Here is a 15164-nt window from a genome sequence, read left to right on the forward strand (position 1 = left end):
TCATGGCCTCTGACCCCTCTTCCGATGTCTCCAGGGTGCTGGAAAGGCAGCAGTACAAGATGCACGGATCCCACTCCGCGGTCAAGCTGTGCCACTGGGTGCAGCAGAGCCTGCTGAAGGGGCGGCCCTGCTACAAGCAGGAGTTCTACGGCATCAGGTCGCACCGCTGCCTGCAGATGACCCCGGTGGTCAATCAGTGCACGCACAACTGCCTGTTCTGCTGGCGGGTGCAGGGCTTCGAGGCCCAGAATGTGGAATGGAAGGGCCCGGAGGAGATACTGGACGCCTGCATGGCCGAGCAGAGGAAGCTGGTGTCCGGCTTCGGCGGGGACCCCCGTTGCTCCAAGGAGCAATGGAAGGAGTCCCGGGAGCCCAAGCATGTCGCCATCTCGCTATCGGGCGAGCCGACCATGTATCCCCGCTTGGGGGAGTTCATCGAGATCTGCCATCGCAGGGGCATGACCACCTTCCTGGTCACGAATGGCACTCTGCCGGAGGTTTTGGAGAAGCTCGACCCTCTGCCGACGCAGCTGTACGTAACGGTGGCGGCGCCCAACGAGGAGGTGTACAAGAGGCTTTGCGTTCCTCGCATCCCCGACGGCTGGGAGAAGCTGCGCAGGACGCTGGAGCTGTTCCCCTCACTGGGGACCAGAACGGTCGTCCGCCACACCCTGGTCAACGGGTGGAACGTGGGCTGGGAGGATGAGTACGCCAAGCTCGACGCCATTGCCGACCCCATGTTCATCGAGCCGAAGGGCTACGTGTTCGTCGGGGATTCCAGACGCCGAATGACCATCGACAACATGCCCTCCCCCGCCATGGTGGCGGAGTTCGGACGGAGATTGGGCGACCGCCTGGGGATGGAGCTCCTGATGGAAAGACCGGACAGCCGGGTGGCTTTGCTCGGAGGGAAGGGCGCCCAGGTGAAGATCCCCGGCCTGGACGAATGATCCCGTCAGCTCGTCAGATATTAAAAGAAAAAGATGAAGCAGCGGGCTCGCGCCCGCCGTTGGCCCTCGGTCCCGGCCGGATCACTTCATCCGGATGGTCTCGAGGTTCATGGGGGCCCTGGTCTCCACGTTGAACTTCTTGTAGATGGAGGACGCCAGGTCGGAGCACTTGTGCTCCTCCCCGTGGCCGATGACGATCCTTTCCGGCTTGGGATCTAGGGAGGCGATGTACGCCATGAGCTGGCGGCGGTCGGAGTGGCCCGAGAAACCTTCCGCGGTCTCCACGTCCATCTTCATCTTGACCGTCACGGGCTTGCCGCGCTCGCTGAGAGTAAGCTCGGACCAGCCCCTCTGGATCTTGCTGCCCAGGGTCCCCTCGGCATTGTAGCCGACGAACACCAGGCAGTTCTTGGGGTCGTCCGCCCAGGCCTTCAGATACTCAAGAACGGGTCCGCCGTTCATCATGCCGCTGGTCGACAGGACGATGCACGGCTCCACGTCATGGCAGATGCGTTCCCTCATGTCCTGGGTCTCCACCCTCTTGAAGTTCTGTGACAAGAAAGGATTCTGCCCCATCTGGAAGATCTGGGTGCGCAGCTGGGAGTTGAGGTACTCCGGGTACGCGGTGTGAATGGCGGTGGCCTCCCATATCATGCCGTCAAGGTAGATGGGCACATTGGGCAGCTTGCCCGTCCGGATCAGCTCCTCGAGAACGAGCATGACCTCCTGGGAACGCCCGACCGCGAACACCGGGATGAGGATCTTGCCGTTGCGGGCGAGAACGCGCTCGCAGACGGCCTTCAGGGTATTGCCCGCGTCGATACGGGACGGCTGAACGTCCCTGTACCCGCCGTACGTCGCCTCCATCACCAGGGTCTCCAGCCTGGGGAACTTGTTGACGGTGGCGTTGAACAGCCAGGTCCGCTCGAACTTCATATCGCCGGTGAAGGCGATGTTGTACAGCCCATCCCCGATGTGGAAGTGGCAGACCGCCGAGCCGAGGATGTGGCCGGCGTTCTGGAACGTCAGCCTCATGTCCGGCGCGATGTCGGTGGTCTCTCCATATTTCAGGGGTATGCAGTGCGCCACCACCTCGCGGACGTGCGAGGACTCGTACGGAGCTTTCTTCCCTTCGCCGTAGGACACCTTGATCCCGTCCAGCTGCATCAGGGACATCAGGTCCCTGGTGGGCGGGGTGCAGTACACCGGGCCGTCGTAGCCGTACTTGTAAAGCGCGGGCAGGAGGGCACAGTGATCCATATGGGCGTGGGTGATGACCACCGCGTCCAGCGCGTCCAGCGGCTGGATCTCGGGGGCGTTGAAGTATGGGGTGCCGCCGTCCTTGTCGGAGGGGTCGATCCCGCAGTCGATGAGCACCTTGGACTCCCTGGTGGACAGCAGCGTGGCGCTCCTGCCCACCTCCCTGTACCCGCCCAGGGCGGTCATGCGGATCCACGACTCGCCCTCGATGCGCGGCCTTGCCAGCCTGCGCCCGACCTTCTTCAGGAACACCTTCCTGTCATCGGATATCGTCCGCAGGTAGGCGCGGATGTCCGAGACGGTCTTGGACGGCAGAGGGGGAGCGCGAACGACCTTCGGCGCCCAGCCCACCTCTTTCTTGATCTCGTTGAGGATGCTGCCGTGCTTGCCTATGACCAGGCCGGGAGCGATCGCCTCGATGGTCACCTCCCCGGTGTCGTCCTCGAAGTAGATATCGGTGATCTGCGCTTCCTCGGGAATTATCTCCCTGATGCGCTTCTCCACCGTCTCCGGGTTGGCCAGCATGGACGGGTCAGGGCGGATCGCCACTCTCCGGCGAAGTCCCTGAGCCAGCTGCCTCACTATGTCGTTGTTGGAGGCGAACTTCTCCATGTCCTTAGTATAAATGACGACGACGGGGCCCTCGAACTCGATGGCCGCGATGTTCACATCGGAAGGCGCGATCTTCCGGATCTGTTCCCTTGCATCCTCTAGAACTCTCTCTGCGCTCATTACAATTCCCACGTTATATTTTAAACCAGATTATTGGATAATAGGAAAGATGGATTGGGAAGGGGTTTGAAGGATCAGTGGTGTTTGGCGAACCCTATCAGAAGGCCTATTTCCTGGGCCTTCTCCAGAGCTTCCTCGGGGGTCAGCTCCCTGAACCCGTCCTTGTTGATGACCGAGACAGCGTAGCCGTCGCCACTGGCGGAGTCCCTCCTCATGGCGGCGTTCAGGGCACGGATGGCCAGGTTCACGGCCTCGTCCTCGCCCATCTCCCTCTTGAACCCGTCCTCCAGGACACCGTAGGCGAACGATGAGCCGGAGCCGATGGAGACATACTCGTCCCTGATGGAGCCGCCTGCGGAGTCCAGGGCGAACACGTGCCCGCCGGCGTTGTCGAGGCCTCCCATGATCAGGCCTACATAGTAGAACCCGTAGGATCCGCCCCCGCCCCTCATGATGTTGGCCAGCAAAGTAGCTGCGGAGTTGACGGTCATGGGGGTGCCCTTCTTGAGCTTGTACAGTTCCACCTCCGCCTTGAAGTAGCGGGCGAGGATCTGGGCGTCACCAACCAGGCCAGCGACGGTAAGCCCAAGGTTCTTGTCGATCTTGAACAGTTTCTGTACTTCCTTGTGGGCGATGACGTTGCCCATAGTGGCACGATGCTCGGTCGCCATCACGACGCCGTCCTTGTATACAACGCCGATGGTGGTGGTTCCCGTCTTAAGTTCATTATTTGCCATAGTGATCAACCTCAAAAGCGGTTAAAAGGGGGTTTCTTCTCCATCCTCTCTAATGAGGGCGGCCGTATATAAATTTTAGCTTAAGACTGGCCCTGAATTATATTAGAAATATTGAGCCAGATTATATGATTATCGCTCTGGACATCGTTCCGTGATAACGTCCCTGGCGGCCCGGGGCGCTGCGGAAAACGCGCCCTGCAGGTGCCTTCCGTAATAGATGTCGCCAGGTACGACCAGTTGCCATGTCGATGTCGGATTTCTTAACAATAGATTTATGTGCTTTCCTGTCGATTATGCTCAACGGGACAGGTAGCGTGTAAGACCACTCCAGATACACGCACTCACTACATACCGTGTGCTCCTAAATGGAAATACGGGTGGCCTCGCGTCAGGACCTACCGTGCCTGCCTGTCTCGCCTTTTTCTCTATTCCTCATTGACCATCGGTCTCGACGCTCAGGAACGCGTCGGCCACGTGGGCCAGGAAGTAGGAGGCGGCCCCGCCTCCCAGCATGCCCGTGAGCAGCCTCACTATGTTGCTCGACTCGTAGTCCGTCACCAGCTGCACCCCTCCATCCAGCAGGATCGGCGCCGCCAGGAGGATCAGGGCGAGCCAGCTGAAGCGCGGCCTCAGTGCGATGATCAGGGCCATTCCTGCGGCCAGGCCGATGAACAGGCCGATGTCCCGGGCGCAGAACGGCATCTCGTTGCCGTTCAGGAAGAACGACCTCTCTGCGATCTGGTGGCAGTTGAGGTCCCCAAAGAGGTACACGCCTGCGGCCAGGGGGTTCATGTTCGCGATCTGGTCGCCGTTGTCCTCCTTGCCGACAACCCCGGAGAGGTCGGTGACGCTGCCGTGCGGCAGAGTGAACGGGGCGATCAGGACCACCAGGAGCAGGGCTGAGAACAATATCAGCATGCCGACCTTGGTCTTCAACGCCAGGTCCCGGACCACAATGCAGGGACGCCGCCCTGCTACATAACGGTTTCCGACAATGGGCGATGGGAAACGACTTAATTCAAGAAGCGCTGTCGCCGGAGCATGGTCACCCTTCCCAAGGAAATGGAGGAGCTTAAGAGGTTCCACGGCCACCTGGGCCCCTACGCCGTAATCGGCTACCGCATGGGCGAGATCGCCCGAAAGAGGTTCCCCCAGCGCATCTACGCCATCGTGCACAGCGGCACCCAAAGGCCCCTGTCCTGCCTCGCCGACGGCGTGCAGATGTCCTCATGCTGCACCCTGGGCAAGAGCAACATCTCCGTTCGGGAGGACAACGAGGTCCGCGCGGAGTTCTCCGATGGGACATCGCACCTCGAGATCTCGGCCCGCCCCGAGGTCCGGCCCGGCATCGACGGCAAGTGCACCCATGGCAACGAAGAGGAGATGGCCATGGCTTTCTACGACCTGCCGGAGGCCGATCTCTTCGTCATCACAGAAGGGATCTCAGCCCCGTTCGGCAGATGAGGGAGACCGCCACGAACACCGCGAACGCCACCGGCGTCCGGGAGCCGAACTGGTAGGCAACCTCCTTCCATGACCTGTCGCCCATGAGGAACACCGTGAAATAGGAGATGACGAAGCTCAGCTGGGCGATGTACAGCCCGGTGATGGTCAGGATGCCGGCGGAGCCCCCGGAGGACGCCCCGCCGATAAGTCCGAACAGCGCTCCGGTAACGCCGAGCACTATGGGGGCGAAGAACAGGCCGGTGGAACGCATCATGTCCACCACGCCCCTCAGTTTCTCCTCTACCTTCCCCTGGCATGCCTTCAGGTCCGACAGCATCTGGGCGAGGTTAAGCGCTACCTGCCCAGCGAAGCGGGGGTCCCGGTCCGCGCACTCTCCCACGGTGACGAAGGCGTTCTCCAGGAGCGGGGAGATCAAGCGAAAGGAGCCATCCTCCACGATAGCATCCCCGAGTTCCTTGCCGGTGATGCGGCTGCGGTGCAGAACGGCGCGCGAGATATCGTTGAACCTTGAGCCGGGGCGGGAGCTGGCAGCGTCCTCGAACGCTCTCTCGAAGGTGTCGCCGGAGGTCATGCGGTTCCCTATCTGGAACAGGCAGGCGATCGACTCCCTTTCCCACAGCTCCCTCCTCTTTCCGGCGCCACGGTGCTTCCGGGCGCTCCACGCCAGGAACAGGGACGGGGGGAGGACCGCCGCCCCGGACAGGACGTACGGCGTCATATCCCCGGAGGCGCACAGGACCGCGGCGACCACCGCGGCCGCCCACGCCGCCAGGAACTTGACGGCAGTGGCATTGATCTTGACAGCGTCCGAAGAGGGTGCCCCGACGGGGTTCCCCTGCAGGATCTGGCGGGAGTACAGGAATGACGCGGAAGGGAACACTGCCAGCAGGAGGAATGCGATGTGCCCGGAGGATATCGGCTCCGTAGCCTCGGTGCCTATCGAAGTGCCCAGGGTCATCAGCGGGAGGATGGAGAACATCATGATGGGGAGAAGGGTGCCCAGCGCGAACAGGACCATGGTCGGGACCGATAACGACGCCACGTATCGGTCCACGCTGTCCCTCACGCCCGCCAGAGCGATGGAGTTGGCCTTGTCCAGCAGGCGGTCCATGCCCTCCCTTGTGCGCTCGCAAGTGGCCGACATGACCAGGTGCATGCTCTGGCGCAGCGAGTCGTTCACCTCGGAGAGCGATGAGGTCATGTCCAGGACCGCTTCCGACAGGGAGCCCTTTACCCGGGTCAGAGAAGCCCACATCGCTTCTTTCAATCGGGAGGCCAGCACGCCCTCGCCCCGGTCCGCGGCGAATGCCACCGCCGATTCCAGGGATGGGCGGAGCTGCATGCTCATGGCGAGGCAGCCGATGATCCCGGGGCTCTCCCTGAGGATGGTCCTCTCCTCATCCTTGGCGAAGGAATCCGGCGCGTTCATCACCGCGGTGGCGGCGATGAGGGGCACCAGGAGCACCGGGAGCACTGCGTACATGGCGTTCTGCGGTCCCGACAGCATGACGAGGGCGGCCGCGCAGACGACCGCCGCGGCGAGACTGGCCAGCAGCATGCACCAGGAAGCCCTCAGCACCGCATCATGATGGACCTCGTGGCGGCGCATCCATTCCTCTCCCAGGGAGGTGCGCTTGACCTTCATGGAACCGGCGTACCAGGAGGGGGCCCGGACCTTCGGCAGGAACGAAAGGGAACGAAGGAAGGCAGCCTCAGTCCAGCTCATGCCCGCACCTCCTTTCCACCAGCCGCCTGAAGTCGTTCACCAGCCCGTCGTAGTCGCCGTCCCCTTCGTCCATCCAGTGCCAGAAATGCTCGTTGCACCGGCACACCCAGGCGGGCTCCAGGTACTCCCTGCCCCCTCGGCTCGCCGCGGCCAGAAGGATGTCCCTCATGGCCGACCGGGCCTCGATGTTAAGGAGCGCCTCGTCGTAGGACATGTTCCAGGACCCGGCGATCCGCTCTATCGTTTCCGAGCGCACCTCGGGATCGATGGCAAAGCCGCCGGAGGCGGGGTCCAGGCGGACCAGCTGGTTGAACTCCCCCGGGCCGCGCTCCCGGGATACCTCGGCGAGTTCGATGAGCCTGCGGACCTGGCGGGAGGAGCCGCCCGGGCGGGACAGGCCCATGGTCACGACCACGTCGGTGGCCATGAACGCTTCCTTGGCGATGCCCATGTCGTGAACGACCCTCTCGTACACCGAGCGGGCCGAATCCCCATGAATGGTGCCCAGGACGGAGGATCCCGCCTTGCCGGCGCGCATGCTCTGGTACAGGGTCTGCGCTTCCTTGCCCCGCACCTCCCCCAGCACGATGGCCGACTCCCCCAGCCTCAAGGACACCCTTAGGGCGCCGTCGGTGCTCTCCTCGGCGTTCTGCTCCATCCTCCTCTCCACGAACAGCGATTGGACCTTGTACCCCAGCTGCTGCATCTGCTTTACCGGGAGTTCTAGGGTATCCTCGATGGTGAGGATGCGCTGGGAGACCGGGAACTCGAACATGACCGCGGAAAGAAGGGAAGACTTGCCCGCTCCCCTGGCGCCGCTGATGAGCATGGTGCTCTTGCCGTCGATCAGGAACGACAGCAGGGCGGCGGTGTAGGTGTCGATAGCCCCGCTGTAGGCAAGCTTGAGCAGGGTCCAGGGGGTCCGGGAATGCCTCCTCAGCGCCACGGCCGTCCCGCTGGGCGAGAGAGGCGGACCGATCACGGTGGCCCTGGTGTCGTACCCGTGGACATCGGTCTCCATCACCGGGAACGCTTCCGAGAACGGCCTGCCGCTGTACTGCTTGAATCTCGAGGCCATCCTTTCCACTTCCTCCCCGGACGCGGTGATGTTGGTCCCGCACCGGCATACCGTATTGAAGCCGCTGACCCCGTTGACGGTGACATGCACAGGGTTCTCCCATGAAGGGGCATCGACGAACACATCCTCGATGCGGTCATCGCTCAGGAGCACTTCGAACACTCCCAGGCCGACAGTGTATCTTGACACCGCCTCGGAGAGCCGGGATATGTTGTCCTCCCTCTCCCCGATGTCCCGGCCCAGGTCCACCTGGTCGGCGGTAGCGACGGCGCGTAGCAGCCTGGCCGCGGTCCTGGTCACATGCCCTCTAAGGTCGGTGTACTGGGCACCGATGTCCTCGGGGGGACAGAGCGACACCTTTTCTATCACCTTCCCCAGCAGGGAGATCCAGCTGTCCGGCAGGAGGTACTCCCACGGGGTGACGTGGTACAGGTGCCTGGCCCCGTCGTCCACCGAGATGATCGATACCTTGCTGCCGATGACCTCGTACCTCTCCAGCTCGACCGAGCGGGAAGGAGGGCACGGCGATGTCCAGCACCCCGAGAAGCACGGCCGCTTCCTCGCTCGCTCATTGAGCAGGTGGACCAGCCCCTTGCTCATCTGGCCGCCGTCCGCTCCCAGGCGCGGTCTCGCCGAGCGCAGCACCACCTTATTGGATGACATCGTTCGACACCACCCTGAACGCGGTCCTGGCAACCTTCCTCTCCGCCTCGCTCAGCAGCTGCTCGATGTGCACCAGGTTCAAGCGCAGGGACCTCACGCACTGCTCGCATGCCGTGCCGTGCGTTCCTATCCTCAGCGACGACGCTGCGGCGGGGACGTAGGATTGGGGAAGCATCTCCAGCACCCTGCTCACGATGGTGCGGGGGTTCGACGGACAGGACGCGCAGTCCTCGAAGGCCTGGTAGAATGAGATCCCGGAGCAGAATTTGGTCACCTCGGCCAGGCTCTCCATCACCACCACGCAGTCCCGGTCGTACACGATCTCCCAGTCCCGGGACAGTAGTATCTCCCGCACCCCCGTCTCATTGGAAAGGGCCTTGAGCACGCCCTTGAAGCAGGCAGTGCTCTCCAAACTTTGCTCATGGGGGCAGCCCTTGCAGTTCACCACCAGGGTCCCGTTGCTCTTGCGGCTCTCGCAGCTCCGTCTGGCCGAGGGCCTCCCGACAGGAGCGGCGGTGCGTTTTCTGAACAGTCCGAGGTCAAGCTTCATCTGCCCGTTGGACCGGCGGCCGAGGTAGTCTTACTTGAGGCTACATTCAAGCTACGTCGGGGGCAGCGTTCCGGCTGCGCCTCGCATCACTTAAATCGGGGAGCTGACATAGGCCCTCCTCATGGAGGTCCTGTCACCAGCCGGTTCAAAGGACGCGTTCAAGGCCGCATTGGAGGGAGGGGCCGACGCGGTGTACCTCGGCGGCAAGACCTTCGGGGCCAGAAAATTCGCCCCCAATTTCTCGGACGCTGAGTTGAAGTGCGCGATAAAGCTCGCCCATTCCAGGAACGCCAAGGTCTACGTCACCGTCAACACTCTGGTGAAGGACCGCGAGCTGGGCCAGGCGTTCTCTTATCTCGACCTTCTCAACTCCATAGAGACGGATGCGGTCATCGTGCAGGACCGCGGGTTGCTGCGCATGATCAGGGACAGCTTCAAGATCCCCGTTCACGGCTCCACGCAGATGGGGATACATTCTCCCGACGACGCGCGGTGGGCGAAGGAGAACGGCCTGGAGCGGGCCATATTGTCGAGGGAGCTCAGCCTGGATGAGGTCGAGAGGGTGAGAAAGGCCTCGGACATAGGCATAGAGGTGTTCATTCACGGGGCGCTGTGCTACTGCTTCTCCGGCCAGTGCCTGTTCTCGTCCATCCTGGGCGGGCGGTCGGGGAACCGGGGCATGTGCGCCCAGCCCTGCCGGAAGCGGTACGCCCTCGGAAGGGAGCAGGGATACATGCTCTCCACTGCCGACCTGTTCTCGGTGCAGGCCCTCCCCCGCCTGATGGAGATGGGCGTGGACGCGATCAAGATCGAGGGGCGGCTGCGCTCTCCCGCATACGTGTACCTGGCCACCAGGACCTACAAGAGCGCGGTGGAGCGGGCGGCGCGGGGCGAGGAGGAACTGATCACCCCACGGGAGAGGGAGATGCTGGAGGTGGCGTTCAACCGGGGCTTCTCTCCTGGCTACCTGATGACCAATGATGTCATGCAGCGCGACTACGCCGAGTCGAGGGGGCTGTCTCTTGGCAAAGCTACCGTCCGAGGGAAGGAGGTCACCATTCGCTCGGCCCTGCTGGAGGCAGGCGACGGCATCACCTTCTACCGCGGCGCCGAGAAGGTGGGGGGCTTCGAGGTCAAGGACCCCCAGAAGGCGAACGGCACCACCGTGGTGAAGTCCCCATTCCGCTTGGAGATAGGGGAGTACTCTGTTTACAAGACCAAGGACCGGGAGTTCCCGGGGATCGAGAGAACGCTGTCGTCCGTGGAGTTCCCGACCTGTCAGGCCCAGCGCCGTTCCTTGCCGTTCGATCTGCCCAGGGTGAGCAGGGGGAGGAGAAGGGAGGAGCTGTCATTCTATGTGTCATCGCTCAAGACCCTGGACGCGGTGCTCCGCTACGCCGACCGGGTGTACTACGACGGCCCCGAGTTCGAGGGCGCGCTGTCCAGATGCGATGCCTCGAAGGTCGAGTGCGTGCTCATGATGCCGCGGGTGACGCCGGAAGTGCCCGAGGCGGAGGCGAGCTCGATCATGGTGAACTCGGTAGGCCAGTACCAGAATTACAAGGACCGCCGTCTGTACGGCTCATACTTCATGAACCTCTTCAACTCCCTGGCGATGCCGGACCTGTACCAGTACACGCTGTCGGTGGAGCTGTCCAGGGAGGAGATGAGGGAGCTTTGCTCTCACTACCGGGGCCGCCTGGAGGCGCTGGTGTTCGGACGCATCGAGCTCATGGTGACCAGGGACCCCTCGCTGAACGAGGGGACGCTCATCGACGAGAGGGGAAAGAGGTTCCCGGTGTCCCGGGACCGCTGCGGGTACGCGCACATCATGAACTCTTCCGACCTGTTCCTGCTGGACTTCATGGAGGAGATGGACTCCATGGGCATCGATTCGTACGGCATCGACCTCCGGGGGCGGCCGACCGAGCTGTGCTCTCTAGTGGCCAAGGCCTTCCGGGAGAGGGACCCCCGGGCCAAGGACCGCATCAGGAGGCGCGGGAGCATCACCGCCGGCCATTACCTCCGCGGGGTGGAATAAGCTAACTGTAGCCGAACCCGGCATAACGCCTTAACGTTCTCTTCGTCCGGGATATCGATGCGCGGAGCTGTATCGGGCGTTCGGCGTAAGAGGCTGCCAGGCGACACTGGGGGCATGGGAGGGTTCTACGAGGCTATCCTGTCTCTCATGGTGGTGACGCTGGGAGTGGTTCTCCTCACGCTGTCGTTCACTTTCCTGTCCTTCGGCGGCGCGTCCTCCGGTGACGATCTCGACGCCGAGGCCAGGGAGATCATGGATGGACTGCTGTCATCCCCTTCCCTCTTTGACGGGGACCGCGTGGCGGAACGGTCCGACATCGTCCGCCTGCCCCATGGCGCCATTTCGTCAGAACCTTCGTTGGGAGTGAGGATAATGATCACAGAGGTCAACGGCGCCACCGAGATACTGTACCAGAACGGCGGGCCGGAGGGGATGAAGGAGCGCGCTTCCCTGAGCGAGCCGGTGAACGTCCGGCATTCCATGGGGGACGTGCGCGCGGCGTCCCTCACCGTATGGGTGTGGCGATGAGGCGGGACCGCCGCGGGATGGCGGCGATGTTCGATGCCGTGATGTTCCTGGCAGTGGCTTCGGTGGTCTCCGTCGCGTTGCTGGGGGTTTTCTCCGCCGTGGACGCCCCTCAGGACCCGGCAGTGATGGAACGGGTGGAAGCGGCCCACCAGGTGCTGCTTCGCTCGACCCTGTCCAGCAGCACGGGCAACAACCTCACGGTCATGGAGATGGCTGCGACCGAGGTAATGTACGGGACCTCCCAAAGCTCCCTGGACATGGCGTCGGAGGCCCTGCCCACGCTGATCCCGGGGATGGAGTTCCGATGGGAGGCGTGGTGCGGCGAGAGGTCCATGACCACGTCGCCGGCGAGCCTTCCCGGCGGCAGCGATGTCTATTGCTCTATGGCCGATGTGGATATGCCCTGGGGCAAGGTGACCTTTCGGCTGAGGGCCTGGTTCGCGTAGTTCAGGCCCCGAACTTCTCGGAGCGGTCGGTCTTGTCGATGAGGATGGGCATGAGGTCCTTGCCCCTGATCCTTCCCAGCCCGCCGACGTAGCAGGCCGCCTCATCATACCCTTTGCTGCCGTCCTTGACGGTGCTGTCGGAGTAGATGCACAGCGGCACCGGGTCGCCGGAGTGGTCGCCCCTCTCCACGGGAGTGCAGTGGTCAGCGGTCAGCACGACCACGGTGCCCGGCGGGATGCCTTCCCTGATCACCTTGGCCATCTTGTCAAGGCGCTCGATGACCTCCACCTTCGTCCGGGCGTCGCCGTCGTGCGACGCCACGTCGGTGGCCTTCACGTTCATGAGCACGAAGTCCTTCTTCTCCAGCTCCCTCAGCGCGACCCGGGCCTTTGCCTCCATATTCGTGTCCAACCCGCCCGTTCCGCCGGACGGCTCCACTACTTCCAGGCCGCACATCTTGCAGATGCCCTTGATGAGCGATACCCCAGCCACGCAGGAAGCGGTGAGGCCCCAGCGCTCCTCGAAGGGGACGATGTCGGGGAACGGCCCCGCGCCCCGGGGCAGCAGGATGTTGGCCGGCGGCTTCCCCTCTTTCTTGCGGCGAACGTTGACGGGGTGATCCTTTAGCAGCTCATACGAGCGTTTTACGAACTCATTAACGGCGTCGGCGGTCCTCTTCGCCTCGGGCACCAGGGGCCTGGACACGTGGACCCTGGCGACCTCGTGGGGATCGGCATCGGTGACGTGGGCATCAAGGCCATCGCCTCTCAGCAGCAGGACCGCCCGGTGCTCCGTGGCATCCTTCACTATGGCCCTGATGCCGTTGATCTCCAGCCCCTCCAGCGCCTTCACCAGCTCGGAGGTGTCCGGCTCCTTGATGCGGCCGGCCCGGCGGTCCAGGACATTGAAGTCATCGTCGACGGTGGCGAAGTTGCAGCGGAAGGCCACGTCGCCCTTCTTGCCGATAAGCCCGACCCCGGCCGCCTCGAACGGCCCGCGGCCGGTGTAGACCTCATAGGGATCGTAGCCGAGAATGGCCAGGTGAGAAGTGTCGGAGCCCGGCCGGACCCCCGGGCCGATGACGTCCATGGCCCCGGTGGACCCGTTCTGGGCGAACCAGTCCAGATTAGGCTTCTTGGCCGCCTGCAAGGGGGTCTTGTAGCCCAGCTCCTTGACCGCGCGGTCCCCGAGCCCGTCCATCACAATGATCAGAATCTTCTTACCAGCCATCTTATCAGAACGGTATTATTGAGCGCACTATAAAAAACCACATCGGTTAGAAAGGGCAGGGTTGAAATTGTTTTTGAAATGGTTTCGGCCCGCTCAGGCCGCGGACCTGGACCACACGTCCTCGGGCAGAGAGTCGTAGAGGCCCAGCTCGATCTGCTCTTCTTCCCCTTTGCGGGGAGCGGCGGCCCTCAGGATGTTGTCGGTGTTCAGCATCCAGTAGAACACCCTCCAGGTCCTGCCGTTGGGGAGGACGGCTTCCTCCCAGCGGGTCTGGAGCATCTGGACATCCTGCAGGAAGTAGAACATCCTGCGGTCGTCCTGGTCGAGGACGTTGTCTATGATCTCGTCCTTGAAACCGAAGTAGCTCAGGACCCTGAACGCGATGTCATTGGATATGTCCTCGGTCACCTCCATCTTGTTCTGGACGGCCTTGGACAGGTCCTCGTAAGTTATGATGGGATTTATGTTGCTCATCTCACACCTCGAAACCCATAATCTGTTTACACTACTATAAAAGAATATGGGAAAAACCACCGGAATTACGGAGGTTTTCATTATGCGACTGGATGCGCTTCGGCACCTCCTCCTGACGAGGCCTTACACGATGATGTCCCCGTCATTCAGGATCTGCCGCCCGTCCACCCATATCGAGGGGTTCTTCACCAGGCAGTCCTGGTGTATGAGCGCGGGAGCGTCGCTGTCGTAATTCATGCCGATGGCGAAGTGGCAGGTCTTCCCGACCTTCTCGTCCTCCAGCATGTTGTTGATCATCCTGGCGTTGTAGTTGAGCCCGATGCCGAGCTCGCCAAGGTGGCGGGCGTTCCTCTCCTCCACCTTGAGGCCGGCCTCGCGGGCCTTCTGCTCGCCCTTCCCGATGACCTCGAGCAGCCAATCCGCCTCCTCTCCGCCGGTGACGGAGGACACGTACCCGTCCTTGAACTCCACCCTCACCGGGGTCTTCGGCTGGACGCATCGGGTCATCAGGTCCAGAGTGCCGTCGTAGCAGATGACCCCCCTGGTGGATGCTACTACGGGGGAAACGTACACCTCCCCGGCCGGAAGGTTGCCTCCAGTGCCGGGGAAGCGAAAGTCCCCGTCGTCGGCGAAGGGCTCCCTCCCCCCGATGGAGATCGTCACGTCCGTCCCGCCGGGCGCGGTCACGTGGACCTCCTTCCCACCCTTCATGGCCGCTTTCAGCCTGGCGGCGTTGGCGCGCATCTTATTATAGTCCACGGTCACCGCGCGCTCGAAGGTGTCCCTGGTGACCGAGGGCGACCACACGCTCCTGATCCGGCGATCCCCGGTCATCAGCTTGTAGTGGATGTGATCGTACCTCTTGCCGTCGCGGCCCACATATCCGATCTTCTGGCCATAGGGGTCCTTCCCGGTCTTGTAGAAGGGGACGGAGATGAATATGTCCGGATTGGCCTTGATGGCCGCCAGCACGGCGTTCTCCGCGAACTGGAGGATGGTCTTGGGCTCCTGGACCATCATGACCGGCTTTCCGCCGAGCTTCTTCGTTTCATCGTACAGCGCCTTGGAGATGTCGAAGGCGTCGCCCTCGAAGTTGGTCAGAATCAATACCTCTTCGCCCTGCCGGAGGCCGAGCACGTCCTGCATGGCCACATGGGCCGCTTCTTCGAGCTTGGACATGGCTGCACCCTGTATATCGGCGATCGGACCGGGTTCACGCCTATAATAGACTTGCGCAACGCGTAGCTGGATGGTGAGAGGCCGCTCCAGCGAGAATAGTCA

Annotated in this window: 14 protein-coding genes; 5 read left to right on the forward strand and 9 right to left on the reverse strand. The window is 62.7% G+C overall.

Going from position 1 to position 15164, the window contains the following annotated elements; genetic code table 11:
- Nucleotides 1–2: 2 nt before the first annotated feature.
- Nucleotides 3–950, forward strand: coding sequence for a 4-demethylwyosine synthase TYW1 (gene twy1, locus WYS_RS14270; protein ID WP_019176874.1), 948 nt, complete (start codon nucleotides 3–5; stop codon nucleotides 948–950).
- An 81-nt stretch (nucleotides 951–1031) separates the two neighbouring features.
- Here the strand turns inward: twy1 and WYS_RS04010 are convergent, their stop codons facing one another.
- The 3 genes from WYS_RS04010 to WYS_RS14275 form a co-directional block, all read right to left on the reverse strand.
- Nucleotides 1032–2942: a beta-CASP ribonuclease aCPSF1 gene (locus tag WYS_RS04010; protein WP_019176875.1), complete on the reverse strand. Its 1911-nt coding sequence runs from the start codon at nucleotides 2940–2942 to the stop codon at nucleotides 1032–1034.
- Nucleotides 2943–3016: 74 nt separating this feature from the next.
- Nucleotides 3017–3679 (reverse strand): archaeal proteasome endopeptidase complex subunit beta, encoded by a 663-nt coding sequence (psmB, locus tag WYS_RS04015; RefSeq protein WP_019176876.1) that lies wholly within the window; start codon nucleotides 3677–3679, stop codon nucleotides 3017–3019.
- A 432-nt stretch (nucleotides 3680–4111) separates the two neighbouring features.
- Nucleotides 4112–4633: a DUF2085 domain-containing protein gene (locus tag WYS_RS14275; RefSeq protein WP_019176877.1), complete on the reverse strand. Its 522-nt coding sequence runs from the start codon at nucleotides 4631–4633 to the stop codon at nucleotides 4112–4114.
- A gap of 87 nt (nucleotides 4634–4720) precedes the next feature.
- Between WYS_RS14275 and WYS_RS14280 the strand changes: the two genes are divergently transcribed.
- Complete coding sequence (locus WYS_RS14280) at nucleotides 4721–5143, forward strand: formylmethanofuran dehydrogenase subunit E family protein (protein WP_019176878.1); 423 nt, start codon at nucleotides 4721–4723, stop codon at nucleotides 5141–5143.
- On the opposite strand, the gene WYS_RS04030 is transcribed toward WYS_RS14280, so the two are convergent.
- From WYS_RS04030 to WYS_RS04040, 3 genes are read right to left on the reverse strand one after another with little or no spacing between them, the layout of a single operon-like run.
- Nucleotides 5109–6872 carry a hypothetical protein gene (locus WYS_RS04030; RefSeq protein ID WP_019176879.1) on the reverse strand — a complete coding sequence of 588 codons (1764 nt, stop codon included), beginning with the start codon at nucleotides 6870–6872 and terminating at the stop codon, nucleotides 5109–5111. The two genes, WYS_RS14280 and WYS_RS04030, sit on opposite strands and share 35 nt — an antisense overlap.
- Nucleotides 6859–8613, reverse strand: coding sequence for a type II/IV secretion system ATPase subunit (locus WYS_RS14285; RefSeq protein WP_081579816.1), 1755 nt, complete (start codon nucleotides 8611–8613; stop codon nucleotides 6859–6861). The genes WYS_RS04030 and WYS_RS14285 overlap by 14 nt, the downstream gene beginning before the upstream one ends.
- Nucleotides 8600–9163, reverse strand: a complete 564-nt coding sequence (locus WYS_RS04040) for a hypothetical protein (protein ID WP_019176881.1) — start codon at nucleotides 9161–9163, stop codon at nucleotides 8600–8602. The genes WYS_RS14285 and WYS_RS04040 overlap by 14 nt, the downstream gene beginning before the upstream one ends.
- Nucleotides 9164–9284: 121 nt before the next feature.
- Here WYS_RS04040 and WYS_RS04045 point away from each other — a divergent pair, with 121 nt between their 5' ends.
- The 3 genes from WYS_RS04045 (at nucleotide 9285) to WYS_RS04055 (ending at nucleotide 12178) form a co-directional block, all read left to right on the forward strand.
- On the forward strand, nucleotides 9285–11204 hold the full coding sequence (locus WYS_RS04045; RefSeq protein WP_019176882.1) for a U32 family peptidase: 1920 nt from the start codon (nucleotides 9285–9287) through the stop codon (nucleotides 11202–11204).
- A gap of 114 nt (nucleotides 11205–11318) precedes the next feature.
- Nucleotides 11319–11732 (forward strand): hypothetical protein, encoded by a 414-nt coding sequence (locus tag WYS_RS04050; RefSeq protein WP_019176883.1) that lies wholly within the window; start codon nucleotides 11319–11321, stop codon nucleotides 11730–11732.
- Nucleotides 11729–12178: a hypothetical protein gene (locus WYS_RS04055; protein WP_147654417.1), complete on the forward strand. Its 450-nt coding sequence runs from the start codon at nucleotides 11729–11731 to the stop codon at nucleotides 12176–12178. Before WYS_RS04050 ends, WYS_RS04055 begins: the two co-directional genes overlap by 4 nt.
- 1 nt (nucleotide 12179) lies before the next feature.
- On the opposite strand, the gene WYS_RS04060 is transcribed toward WYS_RS04055, so the two are convergent.
- The 3 genes from WYS_RS04060 to WYS_RS04070 form a co-directional block, all read right to left on the reverse strand.
- Nucleotides 12180–13409 carry a 2,3-bisphosphoglycerate-independent phosphoglycerate mutase gene (locus WYS_RS04060; RefSeq protein ID WP_019176885.1) on the reverse strand — a complete coding sequence of 410 codons (1230 nt, stop codon included), beginning with the start codon at nucleotides 13407–13409 and terminating at the stop codon, nucleotides 12180–12182.
- Between the two features lie 93 nt (nucleotides 13410–13502).
- Nucleotides 13503–13883 carry a DUF6015 family protein gene (locus WYS_RS14290; protein WP_019176886.1) on the reverse strand — a complete coding sequence of 127 codons (381 nt, stop codon included), beginning with the start codon at nucleotides 13881–13883 and terminating at the stop codon, nucleotides 13503–13505.
- A gap of 123 nt (nucleotides 13884–14006) precedes the next feature.
- Entirely contained in the window at nucleotides 14007–15062 is a 1056-nt protein-coding gene (locus tag WYS_RS04070; RefSeq protein WP_019176887.1) for an aminopeptidase, read from the reverse strand.
- Nucleotides 15063–15164 lie beyond the last annotated feature (102 nt).

It is taken from the genome of Methanomassiliicoccus luminyensis B10, assembly GCF_000308215.1.
Classification (GTDB): Archaea; Thermoplasmatota; Thermoplasmata; order Methanomassiliicoccales; family Methanomassiliicoccaceae; genus Methanomassiliicoccus; species Methanomassiliicoccus luminyensis.

Bases quoted from the DNA above. Each gene is read 5' to 3' on its own strand.
- WYS_RS14280 (WP_019176878.1), top strand. From the start codon at position 4,721: ATGGTCACCCTTCCCAAGGAAATGGAGGAGCTTAAGAGGTTCCACGGC.
- WYS_RS04010 (WP_019176875.1), bottom strand. From the start codon at position 2,942: ATGAGCGCAGAGAGAGTTCTAGAGGATGCAAGGGAACAGATCCGGAAG.
- WYS_RS04070 (WP_019176887.1), bottom strand. From the start codon at position 15,062: ATGTCCAAGCTCGAAGAAGCGGCCCATGTGGCCATGCAGGACGTGCTC.
- WYS_RS04055 (WP_147654417.1), top strand. From the start codon at position 11,729: ATGAGGCGGGACCGCCGCGGGATGGCGGCGATGTTCGATGCCGTGATG.
- WYS_RS14285 (WP_081579816.1), bottom strand. From the start codon at position 8,613: ATGTCATCCAATAAGGTGGTGCTGCGCTCGGCGAGACCGCGCCTGGGA.
- WYS_RS04045 (WP_019176882.1), top strand. From the start codon at position 9,285: ATGGAGGTCCTGTCACCAGCCGGTTCAAAGGACGCGTTCAAGGCCGCA.
- WYS_RS04040 (WP_019176881.1), bottom strand. From the start codon at position 9,163: ATGAAGCTTGACCTCGGACTGTTCAGAAAACGCACCGCCGCTCCTGTC.
- WYS_RS04030 (WP_019176879.1), bottom strand. From the start codon at position 6,872: ATGAGCTGGACTGAGGCTGCCTTCCTTCGTTCCCTTTCGTTCCTGCCG.
- WYS_RS14290 (WP_019176886.1), bottom strand. From the start codon at position 13,883: ATGAGCAACATAAATCCCATCATAACTTACGAGGACCTGTCCAAGGCC.
- WYS_RS04060 (WP_019176885.1), bottom strand. From the start codon at position 13,409: ATGGCTGGTAAGAAGATTCTGATCATTGTGATGGACGGGCTCGGGGAC.
- psmB (WP_019176876.1), bottom strand. From the start codon at position 3,679: ATGGCAAATAATGAACTTAAGACGGGAACCACCACCATCGGCGTTGTA.
- twy1 (WP_019176874.1), top strand. From the start codon at position 3: ATGGCCTCTGACCCCTCTTCCGATGTCTCCAGGGTGCTGGAAAGGCAG.
- WYS_RS04050 (WP_019176883.1), top strand. From the start codon at position 11,319: ATGGGAGGGTTCTACGAGGCTATCCTGTCTCTCATGGTGGTGACGCTG.